Raw genomic sequence first — 20,837 nt, forward strand, 5'->3', positions numbered from 1 at the left:
ATCGACTGTTGATCACCGAGGGGGGTTGCCGCGGGACCAACGGTGCGCGGGAGACGGGCGCGGATAGACGGGGCGCGGATAGACGGTGCGCGGAGACACGGCGCGCGGGTGACGGGCAGCTGGGGTGGGTCGGCCGCAACGTCAGCCGAGGACGGCGGTGCGCAGGACGTCGAGGCCGAGCGAGCCGACGTCCAGCGCCCGCCGATGGAATTGGCGCAGGTCGAACGCGTCGCCCTCGCGGCGCCGCACGTCGTCGCGCAGTTGCAGCCAGAACCGCTCGCCGATCTTGTATGACGGCGCCTGGCCCGGCCAGCCGAGGTAGCGGTCGAGTTCGAAGCGCAGTAGCTCCTCGCCCAGGTTGACGTGCCCCGTCAGGAACTGCCAGGCCTTGTCGTAGGTCCATGCGCCACCGCCGACCTCGGCGGGGGCGGGGAGCTCGCAGTGGATGCCGATGTCGAGCACCACGCGGGTGGCGCGCAGTGCCTGGCTCTGCAGCATGCCCAGGTAGTCGCCGGGGTCGTCGAGCCAGCCGAGGTCGGCGGCCAGCCGCTCCGCGTACAGCGCCCAGCCCTCGCCGTGCCCACTCACCCAGGACGCGTTGCGGCGCCAGCGATTGAGCAGCTCGCTGCGCACGGCGGTCTGCCCGACCTGTAGGTGATGCCCGGGCACGCCCTCGTGGTAGACCACCGACTTCTCCCGCCAGGTGGTGAACGATGTGACGCCCTCGGGCACCGACCACCACATGCGGCCCGGCCGGCTGACGAGGTCATCGCTGGGCGGTGTGTAGTACATGCCGCCGGTGTGCGTCGGGGCAATGCGGCACTCAAGTGTGCGGATCTCGTCGGGGATGTCGAAGTGCGTGCCGGCCAGCGTCGCGACGGCGGCGTCGGACGTCTCCTGCATCCAGGCGCGCAGCGCGTCGGTGCCGTCGATGTGCCGCTGCGGGTCGGCGTCGAGCACTGCTATCGCCTGCTCGAGATCCGCGCCGGCGCGGATGCGCTCGGCGGTGGCCGTCATCTCGGCCTCGATGCGGGCGAGTTCCTCCTGGCCCCACGCGTAGGTCTCGTCGAGGTCGACGTCGGTACCGAGGAACGAGCGCAGGTGCAGGGCGTACCGCTCGCGTCCGACGGCGTCGCGCTCGGGAGCCTGCGGCAGCAGCTCGTCGCGCAGGAAGGCGGCCAGGGTCTCGTAGGCCTGCGCGGCCTGCTGCGCATTTGCGGCGAGCTCAGCGGGTGCGCCCTCGGGTGCCTGGGCAGCGAACTGTGCAAAGAATCCGTCGGCGCCGACGTTGTCCGCGCACTGCGTCACGCAGGCGGCCACTTGCCGGTGCGGCCGGACCTCGCCGCGTGCGGCGGCCGTGCGCAGCGACTCGGTGTAGCCGGCGACGGCCTGCGGCACCGCAGCGAGTCGACGCGAGATCGTCGCCCAGTCCTCGTCCGTCGCCGTCGGCATCAGGTCGAAGACCATCCGGATGGTCTGCACCGGTGACTCGAGCACGTCGAGGCGCGCCTCGTCACCACCCGCTGCGCGGAGTTCCTGCTCGATGCCCAACGTGTCGCGCATGGCGGCGATGGTGATCCGGTCGGTGTCGTCTGCCGGCGTGGTTCCCGCCAGCCGGTCCAGAGTGCGGGCGCGTAGCTGCGCGCCCTCCTGCCACCAGTCGGGCGTGAAGTCGGGCAGTCGGTCGTCCCGGCCGGGTAGGCCCAGGTCGGTGGCGAACATCGGGTCGTGGTCGGCGAGCTGTTCGACGTAGTCCTCCGCGACGGTGTCGACGGCGGACCTGCTGCGGCTGGAGGTCATGTTCAGCACACTAGGGCCGTGCGCACAGGGGATAGCCGGTAAGATATCTTGACGTCAAGAGATTCGGACGGAAGGCGCTTTCATGGCGAAGATCGTGTACACGCACACCGACGAGGCGCCCGCGCTGGCGACCTACTCGTTCCTGCCGATCGTCGAGGCGTTCGCAGCGCCGGCCGGCGTCGAGCTGGAGCTGCGTGACATCTCGCTGGCCGGGCGCATCCTCGCGCACTTCGGTGACCGGCTGACCGCACAGCAGCAGGTGGCCGACGCACTCGCCGAGTTGGGCGAGCTTGCCAAGACGCCGGACGCCAACATCATCAAACTGCCGAACATCAGCGCGTCGGTGCCGCAGCTCAAGGCCGCCATCGCCGAGCTGCGCGCGCAGGGCTACGACCTTCCTGACTACCCGGAGAACCCGAGCACGGACGACGAGCGCGACGTGCGCGCCCGCTACGACGCGGTCAAGGGTTCCGCGGTCAACCCGGTGCTGCGCGAGGGCAACTCCGACCGCCGCGCCCCGGCGTCGGTGAAGGCCTACGCGCGCAAGCACCCGCACTCGATGGGCGCGTGGTCGACGGAATCGAAGTCCCACGTCTCGACGATGACCGACGGCGACTTCCGGCACTCGGAGAAGTCGACGACCGTCGCAGACGCCGATGTCGTGCGCATCGAGCACGTCGCCGCCGACGGCACCGTCACCGTGCTGAAGGCCGAGACACCGCTGCTCGCCGGCGAGGTGATCGACGCGTCGGTCATGCGGCGCCGCGCGCTCGACGAGTTCCTCCGCGCGCAGGTGGCCGAGGCGAAGCAGCAGGGTGTGCTGTTCTCCGTGCACCTGAAAGCGACGATGATGAAGGTCTCCGACCCGATCATCTTCGGGCACGCGGTGCGCGCCGTCGTCGGCGACGTCTACGACAACTACCCCGACGCCAGCCCGAACGACGGCCTCGGCTCGCTGCTGTCCGCCCATCCCGAGGCCACCAAGACCGTCGCCGCGGCGATCGAGGCCGGGCCGGCCGTCGCGATGGTCGACTCCGACCGCGGCATCACGAACTTCCATGTGCCGAGCGACGTCATCATCGACGCGTCGATGCCGGCGGCGATCCGCACGTCGGGCCAGATGTGGAACGCGGCGGGGGACCTGCAGGACACCAAGTTCGTCATCCCCGACTCGCCGTACGCGCCGCTGTACGCCGAGACCGTCGAGCACTGCCGCGAGCACGGCGCGTTCGACCCGTCGACGATGGGCACCACGCCGAACGTCGGGCTGATGGCGCAGAAGGCCGAGGAGTACGGCTCGCACGACAAGACCTTCGAGATCGCGTCGGCCGGCACCGTGCGCGTCGTCGACAGCGCCGGGCAGACGCTGCTCGAGCACGAGGTCGAGCCGGGCGACATCTGGCGCATGTGCCAGACCAAGGACGCACCCGTTCGCAACTGGGTCGAGCTCGCCGTCGAGCGGGCCCGCGCCACCGGCGCACCGACCGTCTTCTGGCTGGACGAGACGCGCGCGCACGACGCGCAGCTGCTGGCCAAGGTGCGCCCGCTGCTCGCCGAGCTGGACACCGACGGCCTGCAGATCGAGATCATGGACGTCGCCGCTGCTACGCGCTTCACGCTCGAGCGTGCCCGCGCGGGCGAGGACACGATCTCGGTGACCGGCAACGTGCTGCGCGACTACCTGACCGACCTGTTCCCGATCCTCGAACTGGGCACCAGCGCGAAGATGCTGTCCATCGTCCCGCTGATGGACGGCGGCGGGCTGTTCGAGACCGGCGCCGGCGGCTCGGCACCGAAGCACGTGCAGCAGTTCGTCAAGGAAGATCACCTGCGCTGGGATTCGCTCGGCGAGTTCCTCGCGCTGGCGGTGTCGCTGGAGATGCTCGCGGACAAGACCGGCAACGCGAAGGCGAAGGTGCTCGGGCTGGCGCTCGACCGCGCGACCGCATCGTTGCTGGAGGAGAACAAGTCGCCGTCGCGCAAGGTCGGCGAGCTGGACAATCGCGGCAGCCACTTCTACCTGGCGCTGTACTGGGCGCGCGAACTCGCCGCGCAGACCGACGACTCTGACTTGGCGGCGACGTTCGCGCCCGTCGCGGAGGCGCTGGCGAACGGCGAGCAGGCGATCGTGGCGGAGCTCGCGGACGCGCAGGGCGACGCCGTGGACATCGGCGGCTACTACCAGCCCGACCACGCCAAGGCCGAGGCGGCCATGCGCCCGAGCAAGACGCTGAACGACACGCTCGGCCAGCTCGCCTGACCCGCGGCTCCCGGTCCGCGCGCCTCGCTCTCAGCGATGAAGCGGGTCGCGAAGTACCTGTGACAATGTGTCAAATGTGACTGCGGGCACCCACTTTCCTGTTTCCAGTGGGTAACGTCCCGACCAGCGCCAGGTGAAGACCACCCGACGCGAACGTCGGGAGGGCGTCATGCTCGCGTGCGAGCGCCACGGATCCGGTGAACCCCTCGTGCTGGTGCACGGGGTCACGCATCGCCGGCAGGCCTGGTACCCGGTCCTCGACCGGCTCACCGAGCACCGCGAGGTCATCCTGGTGGACCTCCCTGGGCACGGCCAGTCGCCGCCGTTGGTCACCAAGGGCTTCCCGGTCGAAGACGTCCTGCGCGCCGAGTTCAAGGAGTTCCTCACCGACCAGGGACTCGACCGGCCGCACGTGGCCGGCAACTCGCTCGGTGGCCTCATCGCGTTGGGTGCCGGCGCCGAGGGCGACGCGCGCAGTGTCACCGCGCTCTCGCCGGCGGGCTTCTGGCGCAACAACGCGGAGTTCGCCTACACCCGGGCGATCTTCCTGCGCTTCTGCGCCCTGAGCGACCGGCTGGGTCAGCACGCCGAATCGTTCGCGCGCAGCCGTGCCGGCCGGCAGGTCATGTACCGCGTGCTGTGCGCACACCCCGGCCGCGTCCCGGTCGATCAGGCGATCGGTGACGCCCGCGCCTTCCGCTACGCCCGGCCGGCACTGGACATCCTGCTGCGCGCCGCGGAGCCGTTCGACCGCGAGATCCCCGCCGACGTCCCCGTGACGATCGCCTGGGCCGCGCGTGACCTCGTGCTGCCGCCGTGGCAGGCCGCACGCGCCAAGGAGGTCGTGCCGCAGGCCGAGCACCTGATGATGCGCGGCGTCGGGCACGTGCCGATGACCGACGACCCGAGCTACGTCGCGAAGGTGCTGCTGCGCGGTAGCGCGCCCGCGGCGAGCATCGCGCCGCTGCACGGGGCCCGCCCCGCCAAGGGTCGGGCCGGCGCGCGCACGCACGTCGCCGCGCGAGCAATCGGCGGCTGATCCCGACCGTCCGCACGGCTCGCCGGACCCGGGACGGCCCGCACAGTCCGTAGACTCCTGCCCGTGGTCGGCACGACGTTGCTCAACGTCGGCATCGTGCTGCTGCTGATCCTCATCGAGGGGCTGTTCGTCGCCGCGGAGATCGCGCTGGTGTCGCTGCGCGAGAGCCAGATCCGGGCGCTGGCCGAGGCCGGCCGCGCCGGGCAGGCGGTCGCCAAGCTGACCGAGGATCCGAACCGCTTCCTCGCCACCGTGCAGATCGGCGTCACGTCCACGGCGCTGCTGTCCAGCGCGTTCGGTGCCGTCACGCTGTCCGATTCGGCCAAGCACGAGCTCGTCCACCTCGGCTGGAGCGACGGCCTCGCCGGCGCGACCGGCATCATCGGCGTCACGCTGATCATCTCGTTCGTGACGCTCGTGCTCGGCGAGCTCGCGCCGAAGCGGCTGGCGCTGCAGCGCGCGGAGAAGGCGGCGCAGTTCTTCGCCCCACCGCTGGCCCGGACGGCGTCGTTCCTGCGTCCGGTGATCTGGCTGCTGTCGAGGTCCACCGATGTCATCGTCCGGCTGCTCGGCGGCGATCCCGGGGCCGCGCGGGAACCGATCAGCGAGGAGGAGCTGCGCAACCTCGTCGCCGCGCACGAATCCCTCGGCACCGACGAGCGGCAGCTGATCGACGACGTCTTCGGCGCCGGGCAAAGGTCCATCGACGAGGTCATGGTCCCGCGCACCGAGGTCACCTTCCTCGAGCGGTCGATGACGGTCAGCCGCGCGGCGAAGGTGGCCGCCGAGTCGCCGCACTCGCGCTACCCGGTCACCGGCCGCGGGCAGGACGACGTCGTCGGCTTCGTGCACATCCGCGACCTGCTGCTGCCGACCGTGCGCCACGAGCGCGACACCACGGTGGGCAGCGTGGCGCGCGAGATCAAGGCGATGCCCGGCAGCGTGCACGTGCTGGCCGCGATGGCGCAGATGCGCGACGAGGGGCATCACATGGCGATCGTCGTCGACGAGTACGGCGGCACCGACGGCATCGTCACGCTCGAGGATCTGCTCGAGGAGGTCGTCGGCGAGATCCGCGACGAGTACGACGCCGACGCCGACGGTTCGCGCCAGCTCGCCGGTGGCGAGATCGAGGTCGACGGCAAGCTCAACCTCGACGAGATCGAGGAGATCTCCGGCGTCGCGCTGCCCGAAGGTCCGTACGCCACCGTCGCGGGGTTCGTGATGGCCGAACTCGGCCGGTTGCCGCAGACGGGCGACGTCGTCGAGCACGACGGCGTGCGGCTGACCGTCGTCCGCACCGAGGGGCGCCGCGCGGCACGGGTGCGGCTGACCCCGGAACAGGGCGACGACGGCACACCGCCGGCGCCGGACGAGGCGCCGACCGCCGCGGCGCACACCCGGCCCGACCATCGCGCCCACACCTGACTACGGCGGGTAGCGACCAGCGTCCGGTGAATATGTCCAGGGGTGGAACAATCGAGTGACCATGACCAGCCAAACGCCGCAGCTGCCACGGGTCCTGTCCGGCATCCAGCCGACGGCCGGCTCGTTCCACCTCGGCAACTACCTCGGCGCGGTCAAGCAATGGGTGGCGCTGCAGGACGGCAACGACGCCTTCTACTGCGTCGTCGACCTGCACTCGCTCACGCTCAATCCGCCGACGCCGGACGAGCTGCGCGCGCGCACCCGCGTCTCGGTCGCGCAGCTGCTTGCGGCCGGCCTGGACCCGCAGCGTTGCACGCTGTTCCTGCAGAGCCACGTCCCGGCGCACACCCAGGTGTCGTGGATCATGGAGTGCCTGACCGGGTACGGCGAAGCGCAGCGCATGACGCAGTTCAAGGACAAGTCCGCACGCGGCGGCAACGTCAGTGTGGGGCTGCTGACCTACCCGATCCTGCAGGTCGCCGACATCGTGATCTACCAGGCCAACTACGTGCCGGTCGGTCAGGACCAGCGTCAGCACATCGAGCTGACCCGCGACCTCGCGCAGCGGTTCAACGCCCGCTACGGCGAGACGTTCGTCGTCCCCGAGCCCTACATCCTCGCCGAGACGGCGAAGATCCTCGACCTGCAGGACCCGACCGCGAAGATGAGCAAGTCGCTCGGTGAAGCCGGTGTCGTCAACCTGCTCGACGACCCGGCCGTCAGCACGAAGAAGATCCGGCGCGCCGTCACCGACACCGGGACGGAGATCCGCTTCGACCCGATCGACAAGGCGGGTGTGTCGAACCTGCTGACGATCTACGCCGCCGTCACCGACCGCACCGTCGCGCAGGCCGAGGCCGAGTTCGCCGACGCCCCCGGGTACGGCGCGTTGAAGGTCGCCGTCGCGGACGCCGTCGCCGCGTTCGCCGAGCCGTTCGCCAAGCGCACCAACGACCTGCTCGCCGATCCGGCCGAGCTCGACCGGATCCTCGCCCGCGGCGCCGAGCGCGCCAACGCCGTCGCGGGCGAGTCCGCGCGGATCGCCTACGAGCGGGTGGGCATGCTGGCACCTGCTGCCGGGAGCCCGGCGACGTGAGCGACGCCGACATGCGCGAGGAAGACATGCGGCCAGGTGACATCGTTGTCGGCGTCGCGCTGGCCATTCCGCAGCCGCACGCCAGCATCCTCACCGGCTGGCGGCGCCAGGTCAGGGACCCGAACGCCGACCTCGTGTTCCCGCACGTCACGCTGCTGCCGCCGACGGTGTTGCCCGCGGACGCGGTGGACGAGGTGGAGGCGCATCTCGCGCGGGCGGCCAAGACCCGCGAGCCGTTCGTCATGCACCTGGCCGGCACCGGCACGTTCCGCCCGGTTTCGCCGGTCGTGTTCGTCCAGGTCTCCGCGGGCGTGGCCGACTGCGAGCTCCTCGAGCGCGAGGTCCGCACCGGCCCGCTCGGCCGCGAGCTGGACTTCCCGTACCACCCGCACGTGACCGTCGCGCAGGACATCGCGGACGCGCAGCTCGACGAGGCCTACGACGGGCTCGCGGACTTCGTCGCCCGATTCACCGTCGAACACGTCGTGCTGTTCTCCCGCGACGAGCGCGGCGAGTGGGCCTGGCGTGCGCAGTTCCCCCTCGGCGGGTGACCAGGCAGACTCAGCAGCCATGAGCGCCGACTCCGCCGAAGCACGTGACGACGACGGCGACGACGCGGGCACGCTGACCCGCGCGAAGGACGAGGCGACCGGCCGCTGGGCGGCGCTGCAGGCGCGGTACCGGTGGCTGCGGCACGTCCTGGAGGCCTACCAGCTGCTGACCCGCAACCACGGCAACCAGTACGCGGGCGCGATCACCTACTTCAGCTTCCTGGCACTGTTCCCGCTGCTCCTGCTCGCGGTCTCCGTGGTCGGCTTCATCCTGCACGCGCACCCGGCCGCCCAGCAGGACCTGTTCAAGCACATCACCGATCAGGTGCCGGGACAGTTCGGCACCACGCTCAAGACCGCGCTGCAGACCGCCATCGACAAGCGGGCAGGGGTGGGCATCGTCGGTCTGGTCGGCGTACTGCTGACCGGTCTGGGCTGGATCAGCAACCTGCGCGAGGCCATCGACGCTGTGTGGGGGCGCCAACCGCCGAAACGCAACTTCGTCATGTCCCGGGTCAGCAACCTGATCGTGCTGGGCGCGCTGGGCCTCGGCCTGCTCGTGTCGCTGGCACTGACCGCGGTCGGCACGTCACTGACCAAGCAGGTCCTCACGGCGCTGTCCCTCGACTCGCTGCCCGGATTCACCATCCTGCTCAAGGTCATCGGCATCGCGATCTCGGTGCTCGGCGACATGGTGATCTTCTACCTCGTGCTCGTCCGGATGCCGCAGATGACGGTCAGCAGACGCACTGCGATCAAGGGCGTGCTGCTCGCCTCCGTCGGCTTCGAGATCCTCAAGATCCTGGGCACGTACACGATCGCGAAGACCTCGCACAGCCCCACCGCCGGACCGTTCGCCGGCGTCATCGCCATCCTCGTGTGGATCCAGCTCGTCTGCCGCTACATGCTCTTCGCCTGCGCGTGGATGGCCACCGCGGTCGCGGCCGACCGCGCCGCGAACTCGGTGCCGGTGATGCCGTCCGAGGTGGGCAACGCGCAGGCGAGCACCCGGCGGACGCGCGCGCCCGGTGCACCTGCGCCGGCGGCCGTCGCGGCGACGCTGGTCGGTGCGGGCGCCGTCGCCGGTCTGCTGGCGAGCTGGTCGGCCGCCCGGGCCGCGATGCGCAAGCGGCCCCGGGCGTAGGGCGTTACTCGCCCGGCGGATGCTTGCGTAGGTCCGGGCCGTCCGGCGGGTCGGGACGGTTCGGGCGCCGGCGCGGCGGTGGTCGCCGCGGATCGCGCCGCGGGATCAACCGGTACTGCTCGTCACCCGGTCGTCGGGGGTGTGCGGCGCGGCGGATGCGTTGGCTGAGCAGGAACAGCAGGATGAAGACGACGGCGACGATCGCGAGGCGGCCGGCCTTCGAGCCCGATGAGCCCCTGCTCGTGCTCGGTGACGGGGACGGCGTGCCCGAGCGTGATGTCGTCGCGGACGGTGTCGTGGAGGCGACGGCGGCGGCGCCCGTGGTGGCGACACCCGGTGCTGCCACGGCATGGTCGACGGGCAGCTTGCCCACCGGCGCGGTGCCGGCCGGCAACTTCGTCGCCCAGTCGACGAGCTTGGTCGCCTGCTGCCACTGGTCCTGCGGATAGCGCTGCGCGCGCATCAGCACGACGCCGTACCGGTGGCCGTTGCGCTCGATGACCCCGGCGAAGGTGTGCTGCGCGGCGTCGGTGTAGCCGGTCTTGGCAAGCAGCGCGCCCTTGACGGTGTGCAGGAACTCGTAGTTCTGGTTGTAGAGCGTGACGGCGTGCGATGCGGCCTTGCCGGCGCCGGCGACGTGTTGCGCCGGCAGCGTCGCGCGGTCGACGGTGTCGTACGCGATGATGCGCGGCTGCGCGACGGCCGCGCGCAGGAACAGCGTCATGTCGTATGCGCTCGTCAGCTGCTGCCAGCCGTCCAGCCCGGACGGCGTCTGCACGAAGGTGTCGTAGCCGCCCAGGGTGCGCGCCTCGGTGTTCATCAGTGCGACGGTGTGCGCACGGCCGCCGGCCGCCTCGGCGAGCGCCGCGGCCGCGTCGTTGCCCGACACGAGCAGCAGCCCGCGGAAGATGTCGTCCACCGTGTACGTGCCGCCGGCGACCAGGCCGGCGTGCGAGCCCTCGGTGTCCGCGGCGCTGCGGCTGATCGTCAGCGTGCGGTTGCCGGGCAGCAGCGGCAAGACGGTGATCGAGGTCAGCAGCTTCTGGATGCTCGCGGCCTGGTAGCGGCCGTGCGGGTCACGCGCGGCGACGATGTCACCGGTGTCCAGGTCCGCCACCACGAACGAGGCAGCGGTCAGGTGCTGCGGCAGCGCCGGTGCGTGTGGCGGCAGCACGAATCCGCGCGATAGCAGCTGCGCACCGCCGACCGGCTTGCCGTCCGGGCCGATGCCGCCGAGCGGCGGGTGCGGGTCGGGCGCCTCGGGCGACTTGCCTTTCGCGGTGGGGGACGGCGCGGGCGGTGGGACGACGTGCGTCGTGCTGGGCGCCGGATGCGTCGCGCCTGCGGCCGCGGCCGGAGCGAGCGCTGTGGCGCCGATCAGCAGCGCTGCCACGACACCGGATACCCGCACCGGTCGAGGGTAGGTCGGCGGGGCCGTGCGCCCGGCCATCGACGCGCGCCGACCCGGATACTTGCTGGCGTGGTGATGTCACGGCGCGTGGGCTGGTTCCTGGTGGCGTTCGGCGTGTGGTCGTGGATCATCTGGCCCACCTTCTTGAAGAACATCTGGGCCGACCCGCGCTCGTGGCACCACGGGATGACCGCGTTCTTCGGCGTACACCTTGTGTTGACGGTGGTGTCGCTGATCCTCGGCACCGCGATCGGCGTGCTCGGCATCCGCGCCCTGCGCACGCGGCCGAACGCCGCACGTTCCGCGAAACAGGACGACCACTCGCTGGCCGGCCCGCCGCGCTAGTCACCGACGCGCGCGCCAGCTGATCTTGGCTGCGCGACGGCGCATACCGCCGACTATGCGCGTCGCGTCCCCCGTCGCTGGTTCGCTCTATGGGGACTGGCTACGACGGCTACGCATAACGAAATCAGGAGATTGCTCGAACGGTGCGATCGAAGCGATCCAACAGGTGATCTTCTTTTACCTTGCCATTGATAGCTTGGCGGATAAACACTTGAAGATCCTTGGAATTTAGAAGAAAGAGTGAACCATCCTCCTTCGTTGCGCTGCGTTTCACATGCTCAAAATAATGATTTTTGATCTCTCCTTTGAAAACAATGATCACCACGCGCCCTCCCGCAGGGCTCATGTAGTAGCTAGCCTGTTGGAAGTCAGACGCTGACAGCTCCTCATAGTTTTTGCATTCAACGATAATTTGGGTGGCGCCATACCGTTGGCGCAACATTTCCCAGAATCCACCGGTTCCGCGATTGGCAGCAACCCAATCCCGCCGGATAACATTATCGACATCTCGCACTTGGTCTTCAACATTGGCGAGTGACCGAAAGAAACAGAGTTTCAGAGTGTCTCCGACGCAATCCTCGAACGCCGTCGAGGCTGGAGCGGGACCGTCTGGTACCGATCTGAGGCGCGCAAGCAGCTCCCGCAAGCTCTCTAAGTACGCGTCGAACTCGAGCGACTCCGGAAGATCAAACTGCAGACCTCGCACTCCGAACGACGACGCTTCGGTAAAGTCCTGGACGAGGACATCCTGAAGATCTAGGGCATCCCAGTAAGAAGGATGCACGATTAGGTCCGTACTGGCTCGGATAGGTGGAGGGGTTGAGTCAGTTGGACCTAAGCTACGAAACGTAGTAGTGCTCTTTGCGTGCGCTCGCTTTGGGGACTCCGTGTATCCTAAGAAACCGATACTATAGAGGAGTTGAGCAAATGTCTGGTCGTCGGACACGGACCAGATCCATGTTCCGCAAGCATCCGTGAGCTGTTTGTCGAGCAAAAGGCGCTGCAGAAAGCCAGATAGTCCTCTCAGCGTCCATCTTCCCGCCAAGCCATAAAATTTGGACAGCAGAAGGCTCAGCTGGGGATAGTTTTCTTGGTACTCATCGCCGAGATCGCGGAGTCTCGAGATCGAGAATTGCCGTCGCGCGGCGTGAAGGTCCTCGAGCCCAAGCCGTTCGTGACGTGCAGACTGTGAAATTTCGAGCGCAAGGCCCATGTACGTAAAGACGTCACGGGGGCGCCGCTGGCAATAGTTGAATACGGCTGCTCGCGACGCGGCGCCGCCGTCAATGAATCGATCCCAGGTTGCGCCGCCAAGAGGTATTTTGCTGGTTAGCGGTGCATTGAGTCGGCGCTCCACCATTTCTAGAAGTTGTGGCTCAGTCCATTCGAGTCCGACTACACACGTTTCTAGCCGTGCAAATTCAGAGTCCATTTCCCGTACGCGATCAAAGATATTTTCTCGTATGAATACCAGCGTTCGTATGCCGTTCGTCTGTGTGTTTATCTCGAGCACTGCGTGCATGAGTGCCGCTAGGTAGATTACGGCAACGTCACTACCGTCCCAGCTGTCGTCGATCGCGTCGATCAGCACGATCTGTCGATTGTGCTTTGCCTCGGGCATTTCGTCCATGAGTGACGAGATATTTTTTGCTTTTTTGACCTCGGTCAGCCATGCCGCATCGTCGCCTGACGCTAATGGCCCGAGTAAACTTCCGATATAGCTCACGGCTCGCAAGTCGAAATCCAAATCGCCGAATTCTGCATTCTCCGTAAAGAGCGCGTCAGGCAGTGTTCGCGGGTAAACGTCGTCATGTGCGACGCGCGCCAACAGCACCTCAGCTTGCAAGCTTCGCCGAAAGGCGGCGGTTAGCGAACGAAAAGGCTTCTGCTTTGCGTCGCGGAACTGCTCAGGAGGCACCTCGCGCGTGCTCGGAGAGAAAAGTTCAGGTCTGATTAAAATCGCTTTGCCATTTGTCAACTCGACGTGACGCGCGATCGTTGTCTTCCCGGTACCGCGCCGCCCAATGAAGAAGCAGTGAGGATTGCTCCAAGTCCCAGCTGCGTCCAGAGCTGGCGTATGGACGAAGACTGTCGGATCGGTCAGCGTCGAGTCGTACTCGGCAAAGGCCTGCCCAAGATGGATACGGCCGATGAGTTTTCTGCCTGATTGCGCATTAGCCACGATGTCCTCCCGACTGTATTTGATCAGATGCCGGGCGTGAGAGCTAGGCAATCGCGACCGTCGTGTTCTCGCTGGCCGGACGCTGCGCCACGCAGAACGACGGCTATCGAGCGGGTCCGCCGCGTGCCGCGGCGCGCGCAGTCGACGGTTCTCAGGACATGCGCCTCTGTCGTCGCTGGACGCTTGCGCCGCAAACATGTTTCGAGCGGTCCCACTACGTCAAGACGTCAGCATCAAATACGTTGAGGGCTGGTCGCCCCCACCGTCGCCAAAGTTTGGCGGTACGAACCAGCGCACACCGGCGCTGTCTGGTTCGGTGTAGTCCGTCGTGTCGAAGGGTTCGATGATGCCGACGATCACGAAGTCTCGCGCGTACGTGTACGCGTCTAATGGCGCCTCTTCATCCAGGATGTGAGGCATTAGCCGCAGGGTCTTGTGCCGATCGCGGTCACCCAGCGTGGCCAGGGTCCATCCATTCGCCGACCCGAAACCGGGTTTGCGATAGGAGACGGAGAAGGTCTGCGGTCCGTGGACGGCCGCGTCGAGGATCGCGATGTCGTCGAGCATCTGCGTGTCACCGAGATAGTCCAGGCAGTGATACAGGGCCTGCTCGGACCACGCTGCCCGCTGCTGTGCCAGCCCGAGCGCACTGATCAACTCGCGGCACCGTTCGGCCTGCTCGTTCACCTCTGACCCATTGATCAAAGGTACTGAGGTCGGGTAGGCACTGTAACTGCCGGCTGCGTTGCTCGCGCCAGCTGTGCTGCTAGCCATGGTGTTCTGCGATTTCGCCGTCGCCCAGCATGACAACCGGCCGTCGGAGCGACGGGTCGCTGCGCCGGCAGGCCAGACACAACATCGTCCCGCCGAGACAGCCAGTTAACAAGTCTCACCCGCGCTACTTGTGGCACAACGCGCCATCAGAACCTTAAGAGCGGAGAGCTCGTACACCACCGCTCGCGCTCACGTAGCTACGAGACGGCTCTTGATTCATGGCTTGAAGCCACAACGATTCGTATGCGAGGAGTCGGCGCCGTCGGCCGCGCTCCTTATCGACGGCGCGGCGCGCGCAACTTGGTCTCTATATGCAGCTGAAGACACGGCGCCTGTTAGGGACCTTCGCTAAGCGTGGTAGTGATGCGTGGCGATGTGCACTGACGCGTCGACGCTCTCCGTCTACGCCGGTCTTGTCAGCCGAAGGACGGCGTTGGGTTTGTCTGTCGTCGGAGGTCATCGATGAGCCGTGTCATGATCGCTTCGACGGGTGCAACGTCGCCGGTGAGGTTGGTCATGAACAGACCTCCTTGCAGTCCGGTCAGCAGCGCGCGTGCGAGGTTGTCGGGGTCGGCGTTCTTCCTGAGATCGCCGCGGTCTTTCATGTCGCGCAGGCCATTGCTCATTCGGGCTGCCCATGTGTCCATGTGGTCGCGGACGCGGGCGGCCAGAGAGGGGTCGACATCGAGCAGTTCGGCCGCGAGTGATCCCAGCGGACAGCCGGGGCAGCCAGCGGAACGCTGATAGTTGATCTCCAAGTCCGCCCAGGCCTCGATGGCTTCGAGGGAGTCGAAGTGGTCGAGGTAGGGCTGCTGCCCGTCCATGACCCTGTCGGCGGCGCGATCGATGACCGCGCCGATCAGGTCGTGCTTGTCGGCGAAGTAGTGAGCCATTTGCGATCCGCTGACGCCTGCGGCATGACGTATGTCGTCGATGCTCGTGTTGGCGATGCCGTCGTCGATCATCAGGTCGGTCGCGTAGTCGATGATGCGCTCCCGCGTCGCTAGCCCCTTACGGGTCATACGCGACATGGGGGTGTTGCGATCTCGCTCTTGCCCCATGCGTCCAGTGTAATGGGATGGCTGTACCCAATCTGCTACTTTGGGATTTCCATCCCAATGTAGGAGTGCAATGCCTTCCAGCTCATCCGAATTTGTCGATCAGGTCGTGCTGGTCACGGGCGGGACGTCCGGGATCGGCTTGGCCGCGGCCCGCAAGTTCGCCGCCGCCGGCGCCACTGTGCTGGTCCACGGACGCGACGAGGTGCGCGGCCGCAACGCCGTCGCAGCCATCACCGAGGCGGGCGGCACCGCTCGGTTCGTGGCCGGCGACTTGTCACACGCTGCCGACGTCATACAGCTTGCCGCGGACGCCGGTCCGGTCGACGTCCTGGTCAACAACGCCGGCATCTACGTGTTCGCCGCCACGACCGACACCAGTGCCGATAGCTTCGACCGGCACATGGCCATCAACGCCCGAGCGCCATTCCTGCTCACGGCAGCACTTGTTCCCGCCATGCAGAAGCGAGGCAGCGGCGTCGTCGTCAACCTCACCACTGTCGCGGTCAAACACCCCGCGCCCGGTACGGCCGCCTACGGCGCCTCCAAAGCAGCCATGGACTCGCTGACCCGATCATGGGCCGGCGAATTCGGCCGAGACGGCGTGCGCGTCGTCGGGATCTCACCCGGACCTACACGAACCGGAGGCACAGCCGACTTCGGACCGGTCCTCGACGGCCTCGGCAATGCAACCACCCTGGGGCGCGTCGCCAGCGCCGAAGAGATCGCGGACGTCATCGTCTTCGCCGCCTCACCACGTGCCGGCTACGTCAGCGGCACAACCCTCGACGTCGACGGCGGCCGCGCCAGCGCAGAGGTGGCCTGATGGCCGAACACGACCACGAGGTCATCGTCGTAGCAACCTTCATCGCTCGCGAGGACAAAGCAGACGAGGGTGAGAAATTTCTGCGCAAGATCGTCGCGCCGACCCACGAGAGCCCGGACTGTCTGTTGTTGGCGTTGCACCGCGCGCTCGACGACCCGAATAAGTTCGTCTTTATTGAGAGATGGGTATCGCGCGAAACCCTCGAGGCCAGCTACGAGACCCAGGTCTTCAAGTCCTTCATTCAGGACTCCCTCGCCTACTTCGACGGGCCACCAGAAATCACCCTCTGCGCAGCTGTCCCAGACGGACAGCCAAGCAAAGGCTCACTCGCAGGAGCGAGTTCGTCGAGCTGACAAGAAGCGGTCCTCGCGGAAGCAAACCGCACCGCGCCAATCGTTTAGCGTCCCTGCGAAAGAAAGCAACCCGCAAGCGACGGGCACCCACCGCGGTGAGTGCTGCGGGCGCACGCGCCACCAGCACGGAGAGCTCGTTCGGCGTGCAGCAGTTCCGACGCCAAGATCTGACCAAAGGAGCGGTGCGCCCCGACTGCAAGGCTCGCCTCGGTGCTTCGAATGAAGCGCCGGCTGACCGCTTTCGCGCCCTAAGCGATCCATCTGCGCGGCCATGCACTGACAGGCCGAAAGCGCCTATCCACGGCTCGCGAGCGCTCCATCGACGTCTAGAGTGGCGCGCGATCCGGCGACAGACACTGTGCTTGGCCGGTCATTGTCCAAATGTGTACCGCAGACTGGCGTTGATCAGCTGGTTCACCCGCTTGCGCATGTGGCCGATGAGTGCATCGTCCGGGATGGGGTCGTTTACCAGCAGGGTCCAACGAAGGTTTGTACCGTTGCGGTCGCCCGGCAGGTCGAAGCGGATAACCGCGTCTGGCCTCTTGGTCCAAATTGATGACCAGGTGATGCTCGTTGGCGGGTCGCTCGCGATGATTTTCGGAGCTTGCTCGTCGTCGAGCAGGTCAAGCCATGGACGGGATGGGTCGCGGTCCGGGGTCGTTAGGGCTTCGTGAACGATATGAGGTGGTGGCGGCTGCGAGCGGGCGCGGCTGCCAATTTCGATCACAGTCCGACCGTAGAGCACTGCCGGCAGAACATCGCCGCGCAGGAGCTGGTCGGACGGATCGATCTCGAGCGAGGGCACCATCGAGCCAAATCCTTTCATCTGCGTGATTGCCTGAGCATGCTGACCGGCGCATATCGACGGTGATCAGCGCGGATCACGTTTGGCCCGTCGTTCTTGCTGTGAGCGGGTCTGCGTATGACGCGTATCAGGAGCGGGTGAGGCGTGCGAAGACGATCGCGGATTGTGCGTTGGCTCCGGCCTGGTTCGGGTGCAAGGGCGCGGCGATGCTGCCGACCGGGTTGAGCGACGGGCCGCCGCTGGATTCGACGTAGCGCACGGTCGGGGACTGGCAGACGTCGTGGCCGATGGTCGGCGCGTACGTGTCGACGAGCGTGGCGTGCTCGGCGTTGGCCGCGCTCGCGAGCATCGTGTTCATGTCCTTGAACTTCTGGGTGAACCACGAGACGTTTTCCTGCGTCATCGGGAAGTAGGGGTAGCAGGCCCGGCCGTCGTTCGGCACGGCGTCGAGGTAGTTGACGACGGCGATGCGAGCGTGCGGGGCGCGCGCTCGGACTCCCGCGATGGCGTTGACGATGACGGCCCGCGTCGCGCGGATCTTCTCGGCGACCTGGTCCTTGCCCGCGACCGTGTTGGCCGCTCGACATGACGTGTTCTGCAGGCTGTCCACGATGCACGATTCGGCCAGCGAGACCAGCCCGACGTCGTTGCCGCCGATGCCCATCGTCACGAGATCCGTCTTCTTCGTCAGCCGGTTGAACTGCGGAGCGTTGTCACCCGCCGAGGTGTCCTGCGTCGCCGTGAAGTCCTTCGTGGTCGCGCCCGCGCACGAGGCGTCGGTGAAATGCGCGACGTGCAGCAGGTTCGCCACCTGGTGCGGATAGTCCGAAGTCGATTGCGCGCATCCGGCCGGCACGAACTGCGTGGTCGGCAGCCCGTTGGCCGCGAAGCCGGCCGAGGCGGTGTAGGAGTCCCCGAGCGACACGTAGTCGTCGTAGCGACCGGCCGCGGCCGAACCCGTGGGGGCGCCCAGGACGACGCACAGCCCGGCCATGACAACACCGACCAGGGGTGCCAGGACTCGATACACAGGCGAGGACTTCGTGGCTGATGCGGGCATGACCGGTAACCCCCGAGACGGACGACGATGTCGCAAGGGAACAACGAGAAGAGCAGGGGCGGGTTACGACCGCACGCGTGCGGTGCGCTCCGGAGAAGACCGACGCAGATAGATCAGCGCGAGTATCGGCAGCACCGCCGGCAGGCCGCCGTACCCGCTGCCGTAGTCCGACCACACGGTGCTGTCCGGGAAGTCGTGCCGGACCAGCAAGCTCAGCGTTCCCACGACGACGACGCCGATGAGTTCCGCAGTGCATGCAGCGATGGCCACGCCCCGTCGGCCGGTGATGATCGCCGCGAAGGCCACGACGTAGATCACGGCGGCGAGCGTGGACAGCAGATACGCAGTAGGGGCCCGGCTGAACATCGTGGCCAGTTGGAACACCGATCGGCCGGTCGCGGCGACGGCGAGCAAGCCGTAGAAGAACGTCAGCAGTCGGCCCGGGCCGGTCCGCAACACCGGGGCCCGCTCAGCCATGCACGGACCACACCTGGTCGATGCGCGGGAACAGGACGCACACGACGAGCGCGCCCACGCCGAGCGTCACAGGGCCCCACTTGCTGCGCTCCGCAATGCCGAGCGCCGCAGCAACAGGCATGACCACCAAGATGCCGAGCAGGTAGGCCAGCGTCAGAACCAGACTGTGCGGGCGGTGGCCACCGATCAACTGTCCGACGCGTGTGCCGACGTAGAGCACGACGCCGACCTCCAGCAAGACAGCGGCAACGACTTCGCGCTTGGTCAGCGGTCGGTCACGCAACGCCTGCACGGCGGTGAGCAGCACGACCGGCACGGCGAGTATCAAGCAGATGATCGTCGCGATCTTGGCCACTGCCCCTCCTCTTCTCCCATTGGACACCACGGTGCCACCCGCCGCGCAGGCCCGGTTACAGCAGGCCGCGCGGCCGGCGCACGCGTCGTTCGCGCCCGACCAGTCCTTCGCCTAACGTCGCAGGCGACGATCCTGTCGGAAGGGGTAGTGCATGCCGTCGGCCGTAGACGTGTTGTTCGTCCAGGGCGGCGGCGCGGGGGTGCACGACGACTGGGACGCCGCGCTGGTCGACAGTCTGCGCAAGGCGCTCGGGGCGAGTTACCAGGTCCACTACCCACGTATGCCGCATGAGGACGACCCGGCCTACGCGCCATGGAGTGCGGCCATTGCGCAGGACCTCGCGGCCCTCGGCGACGACGCAGTAGTCGTCGGCCACTCGGTGGGCGCGACGATCCTCGTCAACTATCTCGCCGAGTGCGAACCACCAGTACGGCTGCGCGCGATCGTGCTCATCGCCGCGCCGTTCGTCGGCGTGGGCGGCTGGCCCGGCGAGGAGTTCGAGTTGCCGCCGGACCTGGGGTCGCGCTTGCCCGCCGGCGCGCCGGTGCATCTGTTCCACGGCTCGGACGATCAGACGGCACCGCCGGCGCATTGTGATCTGTACGCGCGTGCTGTCCCGCAAGCGCACACACACCTGCTGCCCGCGCGCGATCATCAACTGAACGACGACCTGGGCGACGTCGCGCAGGCGATCATGCGCCTGTGAACGGTTGATGGCTGCGTCGGAATCTACCGACGAGTTATGCCGTCACTGGCGATTGCCCGGACAGTGATGCGCGGCCAGGAGTTGTTCACGTAGCCCTTGGGGTTCCACAACGGCGCCGGGTCCTCCGGTTGGGACGCGGCCGAGGTGTCCCACGCCCGAGCAATGATCTCGACGTCGCCGGTCGGGACCTCGACGGTGGCGTGCCACATTCGCCAGACCCAACCGCCTCGATCCTGGCCGAGGTCAGCCTGGATCCAGGTCGATCCCCCGTCGACGGAGACGTCCACCCGGGCGACGGCGCGATCGCCCCCGGCGAATGCGTAGCCGCTGACGGGCACCGGGCCGGCGGGCACCGATGCGCCGTCGGCCGGGGTGAGAACGGCCGAATTGAGGGCGACCGCGCCCAGCGACAGCCCATCACCCGGGCCTGCGGTCGTGGGGTCGGCCTCGGCGGGCAGCAGCCGGTAGGCCGTGGCCTGGAAGTAGTTCTGGGACGGCTCGGTCGACGCGGTGATGCGCTGCAGCCATTTGACGCTCCGGGCGCCGATGTATCCGGGCACGAGCACACGCAGCGGTGCTCCGTGCACCGCCTCGAGGGGTTCACCGTTCATCGCCCACACCAGCAACACCTCGGGTGCGCTGGCTTTCGCAATCGGGATCGACCCGCCGTACGGCGCCGGCGGCGTGGCGATCTGCGATACGTCCGGGGCCTCGAAGCAGATGTGCTGGGCGGCGGCCGCAGGCGTCGCGTCGGCGAGCACGTCGCTCAATCGCGCGCCGGTCCAGGTCGCGGTCGACGTGGCCGTCGGCCCCCAGGGATCTTCGCCGGGAATGTCGTGGACCGCGATGAGCCCGGCCCGTCGATTGCCCGCGCACTGCATGGTGGCAGCCACGGTGACGGTCTCGAACCTCGTCTGCAGATCGGCGAGCGTCAACGTGAGTGGCTGCTCGACGAGTCCATCCACGCGCAGCCGCCAGGCGTCCGGGTCGAGGTCAGGGATGGGGCCATGGTTGCGGCTGTAGAACGTGTCGGTCGGCGTCACGAACGAGGCCGCGAGCGCAGCCGGCGTCGGCTCGGCGTTGTACGGAGCCTCTTCGTGGACAACCATGTCCGAGCGCTTGTTGAACATCGTGGTGATCTCTCCGTTGTCCCGCACGGTTCTCATG

The 20,837-nt window shown here is 67.5% G+C and carries 20 protein-coding genes; 10 read left to right on the forward strand and 10 right to left on the reverse strand.

The window, feature by feature from the left end:
• Positions 1-141: 141 nt before the first annotated feature.
• The gene (locus tag ACFFCN_RS00005; RefSeq protein ID WP_375488454.1) at positions 142-1,800 is read right to left on the reverse strand and encodes a DUF885 domain-containing protein; all 1,659 of its coding nucleotides are present in this window, start codon (positions 1,798-1,800) and stop codon (positions 142-144) included.
• 82 nt (positions 1,801-1,882) lie between these two features.
• Between ACFFCN_RS00005 and ACFFCN_RS00010 the strand changes: the two genes are divergently transcribed.
• The 6 genes from ACFFCN_RS00010 (at position 1,883) to ACFFCN_RS00035 (ending at position 9,318) form a co-directional block, all read left to right on the forward strand.
• Entirely contained in the window at positions 1,883-4,060 is a 2,178-nt protein-coding gene (locus tag ACFFCN_RS00010; RefSeq protein WP_375488456.1) for an NADP-dependent isocitrate dehydrogenase, read from the forward strand.
• A 133-nt stretch (positions 4,061-4,193) separates the two neighbouring features.
• Positions 4,194-5,099: an alpha/beta fold hydrolase gene (locus tag ACFFCN_RS00015; RefSeq protein WP_375488458.1), complete on the forward strand. Its 906-nt coding sequence runs from the start codon at positions 4,194-4,196 to the stop codon at positions 5,097-5,099.
• Positions 5,100-5,162: 63 nt separating this feature from the next.
• Positions 5,163-6,527 (forward strand): hemolysin family protein, encoded by a 1,365-nt coding sequence (locus tag ACFFCN_RS00020; RefSeq protein WP_375488460.1) that lies wholly within the window; start codon positions 5,163-5,165, stop codon positions 6,525-6,527.
• 61 nt (positions 6,528-6,588) lie between these two features.
• A complete protein-coding gene (gene trpS / locus ACFFCN_RS00025; protein WP_375488462.1) occupies positions 6,589-7,623 on the forward strand; it encodes a tryptophan--tRNA ligase in 1,035 nt (344 codons plus the stop codon).
• Complete coding sequence (locus ACFFCN_RS00030) at positions 7,620-8,174, forward strand: 2'-5' RNA ligase family protein (protein WP_375488464.1); 555 nt, start codon at positions 7,620-7,622, stop codon at positions 8,172-8,174. The genes trpS and ACFFCN_RS00030 overlap by 4 nt, the downstream gene beginning before the upstream one ends.
• A gap of 19 nt (positions 8,175-8,193) precedes the next feature.
• Entirely contained in the window at positions 8,194-9,318 is a 1,125-nt protein-coding gene (locus tag ACFFCN_RS00035) for a YhjD/YihY/BrkB family envelope integrity protein (protein WP_375488466.1), read from the forward strand.
• Between the two features lie 4 nt (positions 9,319-9,322).
• On the opposite strand, the gene ACFFCN_RS00040 is transcribed toward ACFFCN_RS00035, so the two are convergent.
• Entirely contained in the window at positions 9,323-10,729 is a 1,407-nt protein-coding gene (locus ACFFCN_RS00040) for a D-alanyl-D-alanine carboxypeptidase family protein (RefSeq protein WP_375488468.1), read from the reverse strand.
• Between the two features lie 75 nt (positions 10,730-10,804).
• On the opposite strand from ACFFCN_RS00040, the gene ACFFCN_RS00045 reads away from it, so the two are divergent.
• The gene (locus tag ACFFCN_RS00045) at positions 10,805-11,074 is read left to right on the forward strand and encodes an SCO4848 family membrane protein (RefSeq protein ID WP_375488759.1); all 270 of its coding nucleotides are present in this window, start codon (positions 10,805-10,807) and stop codon (positions 11,072-11,074) included.
• Between the two features lie 124 nt (positions 11,075-11,198).
• Here the strand turns inward: ACFFCN_RS00045 and ACFFCN_RS00050 are convergent, their stop codons facing one another.
• The 3 genes from ACFFCN_RS00050 to ACFFCN_RS00060 form a co-directional block, all read right to left on the reverse strand.
• The gene (locus ACFFCN_RS00050; RefSeq protein ID WP_375488470.1) at positions 11,199-13,256 is read right to left on the reverse strand and encodes a P-loop ATPase, Sll1717 family; all 2,058 of its coding nucleotides are present in this window, start codon (positions 13,254-13,256) and stop codon (positions 11,199-11,201) included.
• A 219-nt stretch (positions 13,257-13,475) separates the two neighbouring features.
• Positions 13,476-13,943: a hypothetical protein gene (locus tag ACFFCN_RS00055; RefSeq protein WP_375488472.1), complete on the reverse strand. Its 468-nt coding sequence runs from the start codon at positions 13,941-13,943 to the stop codon at positions 13,476-13,478.
• 503 nt (positions 13,944-14,446) lie between these two features.
• A complete protein-coding gene (locus tag ACFFCN_RS00060; RefSeq protein ID WP_375488474.1) occupies positions 14,447-15,091 on the reverse strand; it encodes a TetR/AcrR family transcriptional regulator in 645 nt (214 codons plus the stop codon).
• Positions 15,092-15,197: 106 nt separating this feature from the next.
• Between ACFFCN_RS00060 and ACFFCN_RS00065 the strand changes: the two genes are divergently transcribed.
• Together ACFFCN_RS00065 and ACFFCN_RS00070 are read left to right on the forward strand one after the other, a co-directional pair.
• On the forward strand, positions 15,198-15,914 hold the full coding sequence (locus ACFFCN_RS00065) for an SDR family NAD(P)-dependent oxidoreductase (RefSeq protein WP_375488476.1): 717 nt from the start codon (positions 15,198-15,200) through the stop codon (positions 15,912-15,914).
• Positions 15,914-16,267, forward strand: coding sequence for a putative quinol monooxygenase (locus ACFFCN_RS00070; RefSeq protein WP_375488478.1), 354 nt, complete (start codon positions 15,914-15,916; stop codon positions 16,265-16,267). The genes ACFFCN_RS00065 and ACFFCN_RS00070 overlap by 1 nt, the downstream gene beginning before the upstream one ends.
• Positions 16,268-16,637: 370 nt before the next feature.
• Here the strand turns inward: ACFFCN_RS00070 and ACFFCN_RS00075 are convergent, their stop codons facing one another.
• From ACFFCN_RS00075 to ACFFCN_RS00090, 4 genes are all read right to left on the reverse strand, one after another.
• Positions 16,638-16,994 (reverse strand): hypothetical protein, encoded by a 357-nt coding sequence (locus ACFFCN_RS00075; RefSeq protein ID WP_375488761.1) that lies wholly within the window; start codon positions 16,992-16,994, stop codon positions 16,638-16,640.
• A gap of 205 nt (positions 16,995-17,199) precedes the next feature.
• On the reverse strand, positions 17,200-18,066 hold the full coding sequence (locus ACFFCN_RS00080; RefSeq protein ID WP_375488480.1) for an SGNH/GDSL hydrolase family protein: 867 nt from the start codon (positions 18,064-18,066) through the stop codon (positions 17,200-17,202).
• A gap of 129 nt (positions 18,067-18,195) precedes the next feature.
• Positions 18,196-18,609 carry a hypothetical protein gene (locus ACFFCN_RS00085; RefSeq protein ID WP_375488482.1) on the reverse strand — a complete coding sequence of 138 codons (414 nt, stop codon included), beginning with the start codon at positions 18,607-18,609 and terminating at the stop codon, positions 18,196-18,198.
• Entirely contained in the window at positions 18,602-18,964 is a 363-nt protein-coding gene (locus ACFFCN_RS00090; RefSeq protein ID WP_375488484.1) for a hypothetical protein, read from the reverse strand. The genes ACFFCN_RS00085 and ACFFCN_RS00090 overlap by 8 nt, the downstream gene beginning before the upstream one ends.
• A 151-nt stretch (positions 18,965-19,115) precedes the next feature.
• Here ACFFCN_RS00090 and ACFFCN_RS00095 point away from each other — a divergent pair, with 151 nt between their 5' ends.
• Positions 19,116-19,670, forward strand: a complete 555-nt coding sequence (locus ACFFCN_RS00095) for an alpha/beta fold hydrolase (RefSeq protein ID WP_375488486.1) — start codon at positions 19,116-19,118, stop codon at positions 19,668-19,670.
• Positions 19,671-19,693: 23 nt separating this feature from the next.
• Here the strand turns inward: ACFFCN_RS00095 and ACFFCN_RS00100 are convergent, their stop codons facing one another.
• The gene (locus tag ACFFCN_RS00100; protein WP_375488488.1) at positions 19,694-20,836 is read right to left on the reverse strand and encodes a sulfite oxidase; all 1,143 of its coding nucleotides are present in this window, start codon (positions 20,834-20,836) and stop codon (positions 19,694-19,696) included.
• Between the last annotated feature and the right edge of the window lies 1 nt (position 20,837).

The sequence above is a fragment of the uncultured Jatrophihabitans sp. genome (genome assembly GCF_964246335.1).
Lineage (GTDB): Bacteria > Actinomycetota > Actinomycetes > Mycobacteriales > Jatrophihabitantaceae > Jatrophihabitans.

Coding starts and splice junctions, on each gene's coding strand:
- ACFFCN_RS00005 (WP_375488454.1), bottom strand. CDS start 1,800: ATGACCTCCAGCCGCAGCAGGTCCGCCGTCGACACCGTCGCGGAGGAC.
- ACFFCN_RS00010 (WP_375488456.1), top strand. CDS start 1,883: ATGGCGAAGATCGTGTACACGCACACCGACGAGGCGCCCGCGCTGGCG.
- trpS (WP_375488462.1), top strand. CDS start 6,589: ATGACCAGCCAAACGCCGCAGCTGCCACGGGTCCTGTCCGGCATCCAG.
- ACFFCN_RS00035 (WP_375488466.1), top strand. CDS start 8,194: ATGAGCGCCGACTCCGCCGAAGCACGTGACGACGACGGCGACGACGCG.
- ACFFCN_RS00045 (WP_375488759.1), top strand. CDS start 10,805: ATGTCACGGCGCGTGGGCTGGTTCCTGGTGGCGTTCGGCGTGTGGTCG.
- ACFFCN_RS00060 (WP_375488474.1), bottom strand. CDS start 15,091: ATGGGGCAAGAGCGAGATCGCAACACCCCCATGTCGCGTATGACCCGT.
- ACFFCN_RS00070 (WP_375488478.1), top strand. CDS start 15,914: ATGGCCGAACACGACCACGAGGTCATCGTCGTAGCAACCTTCATCGCT.
- ACFFCN_RS00080 (WP_375488480.1), bottom strand. CDS start 18,066: ATGGCCGGGCTGTGCGTCGTCCTGGGCGCCCCCACGGGTTCGGCCGCG.
- ACFFCN_RS00085 (WP_375488482.1), bottom strand. CDS start 18,609: ATGGCTGAGCGGGCCCCGGTGTTGCGGACCGGCCCGGGCCGACTGCTG.
- ACFFCN_RS00095 (WP_375488486.1), top strand. CDS start 19,116: ATGCCGTCGGCCGTAGACGTGTTGTTCGTCCAGGGCGGCGGCGCGGGG.
- ACFFCN_RS00100 (WP_375488488.1), bottom strand. CDS start 20,836: ATGAGAACCGTGCGGGACAACGGAGAGATCACCACGATGTTCAACAAG.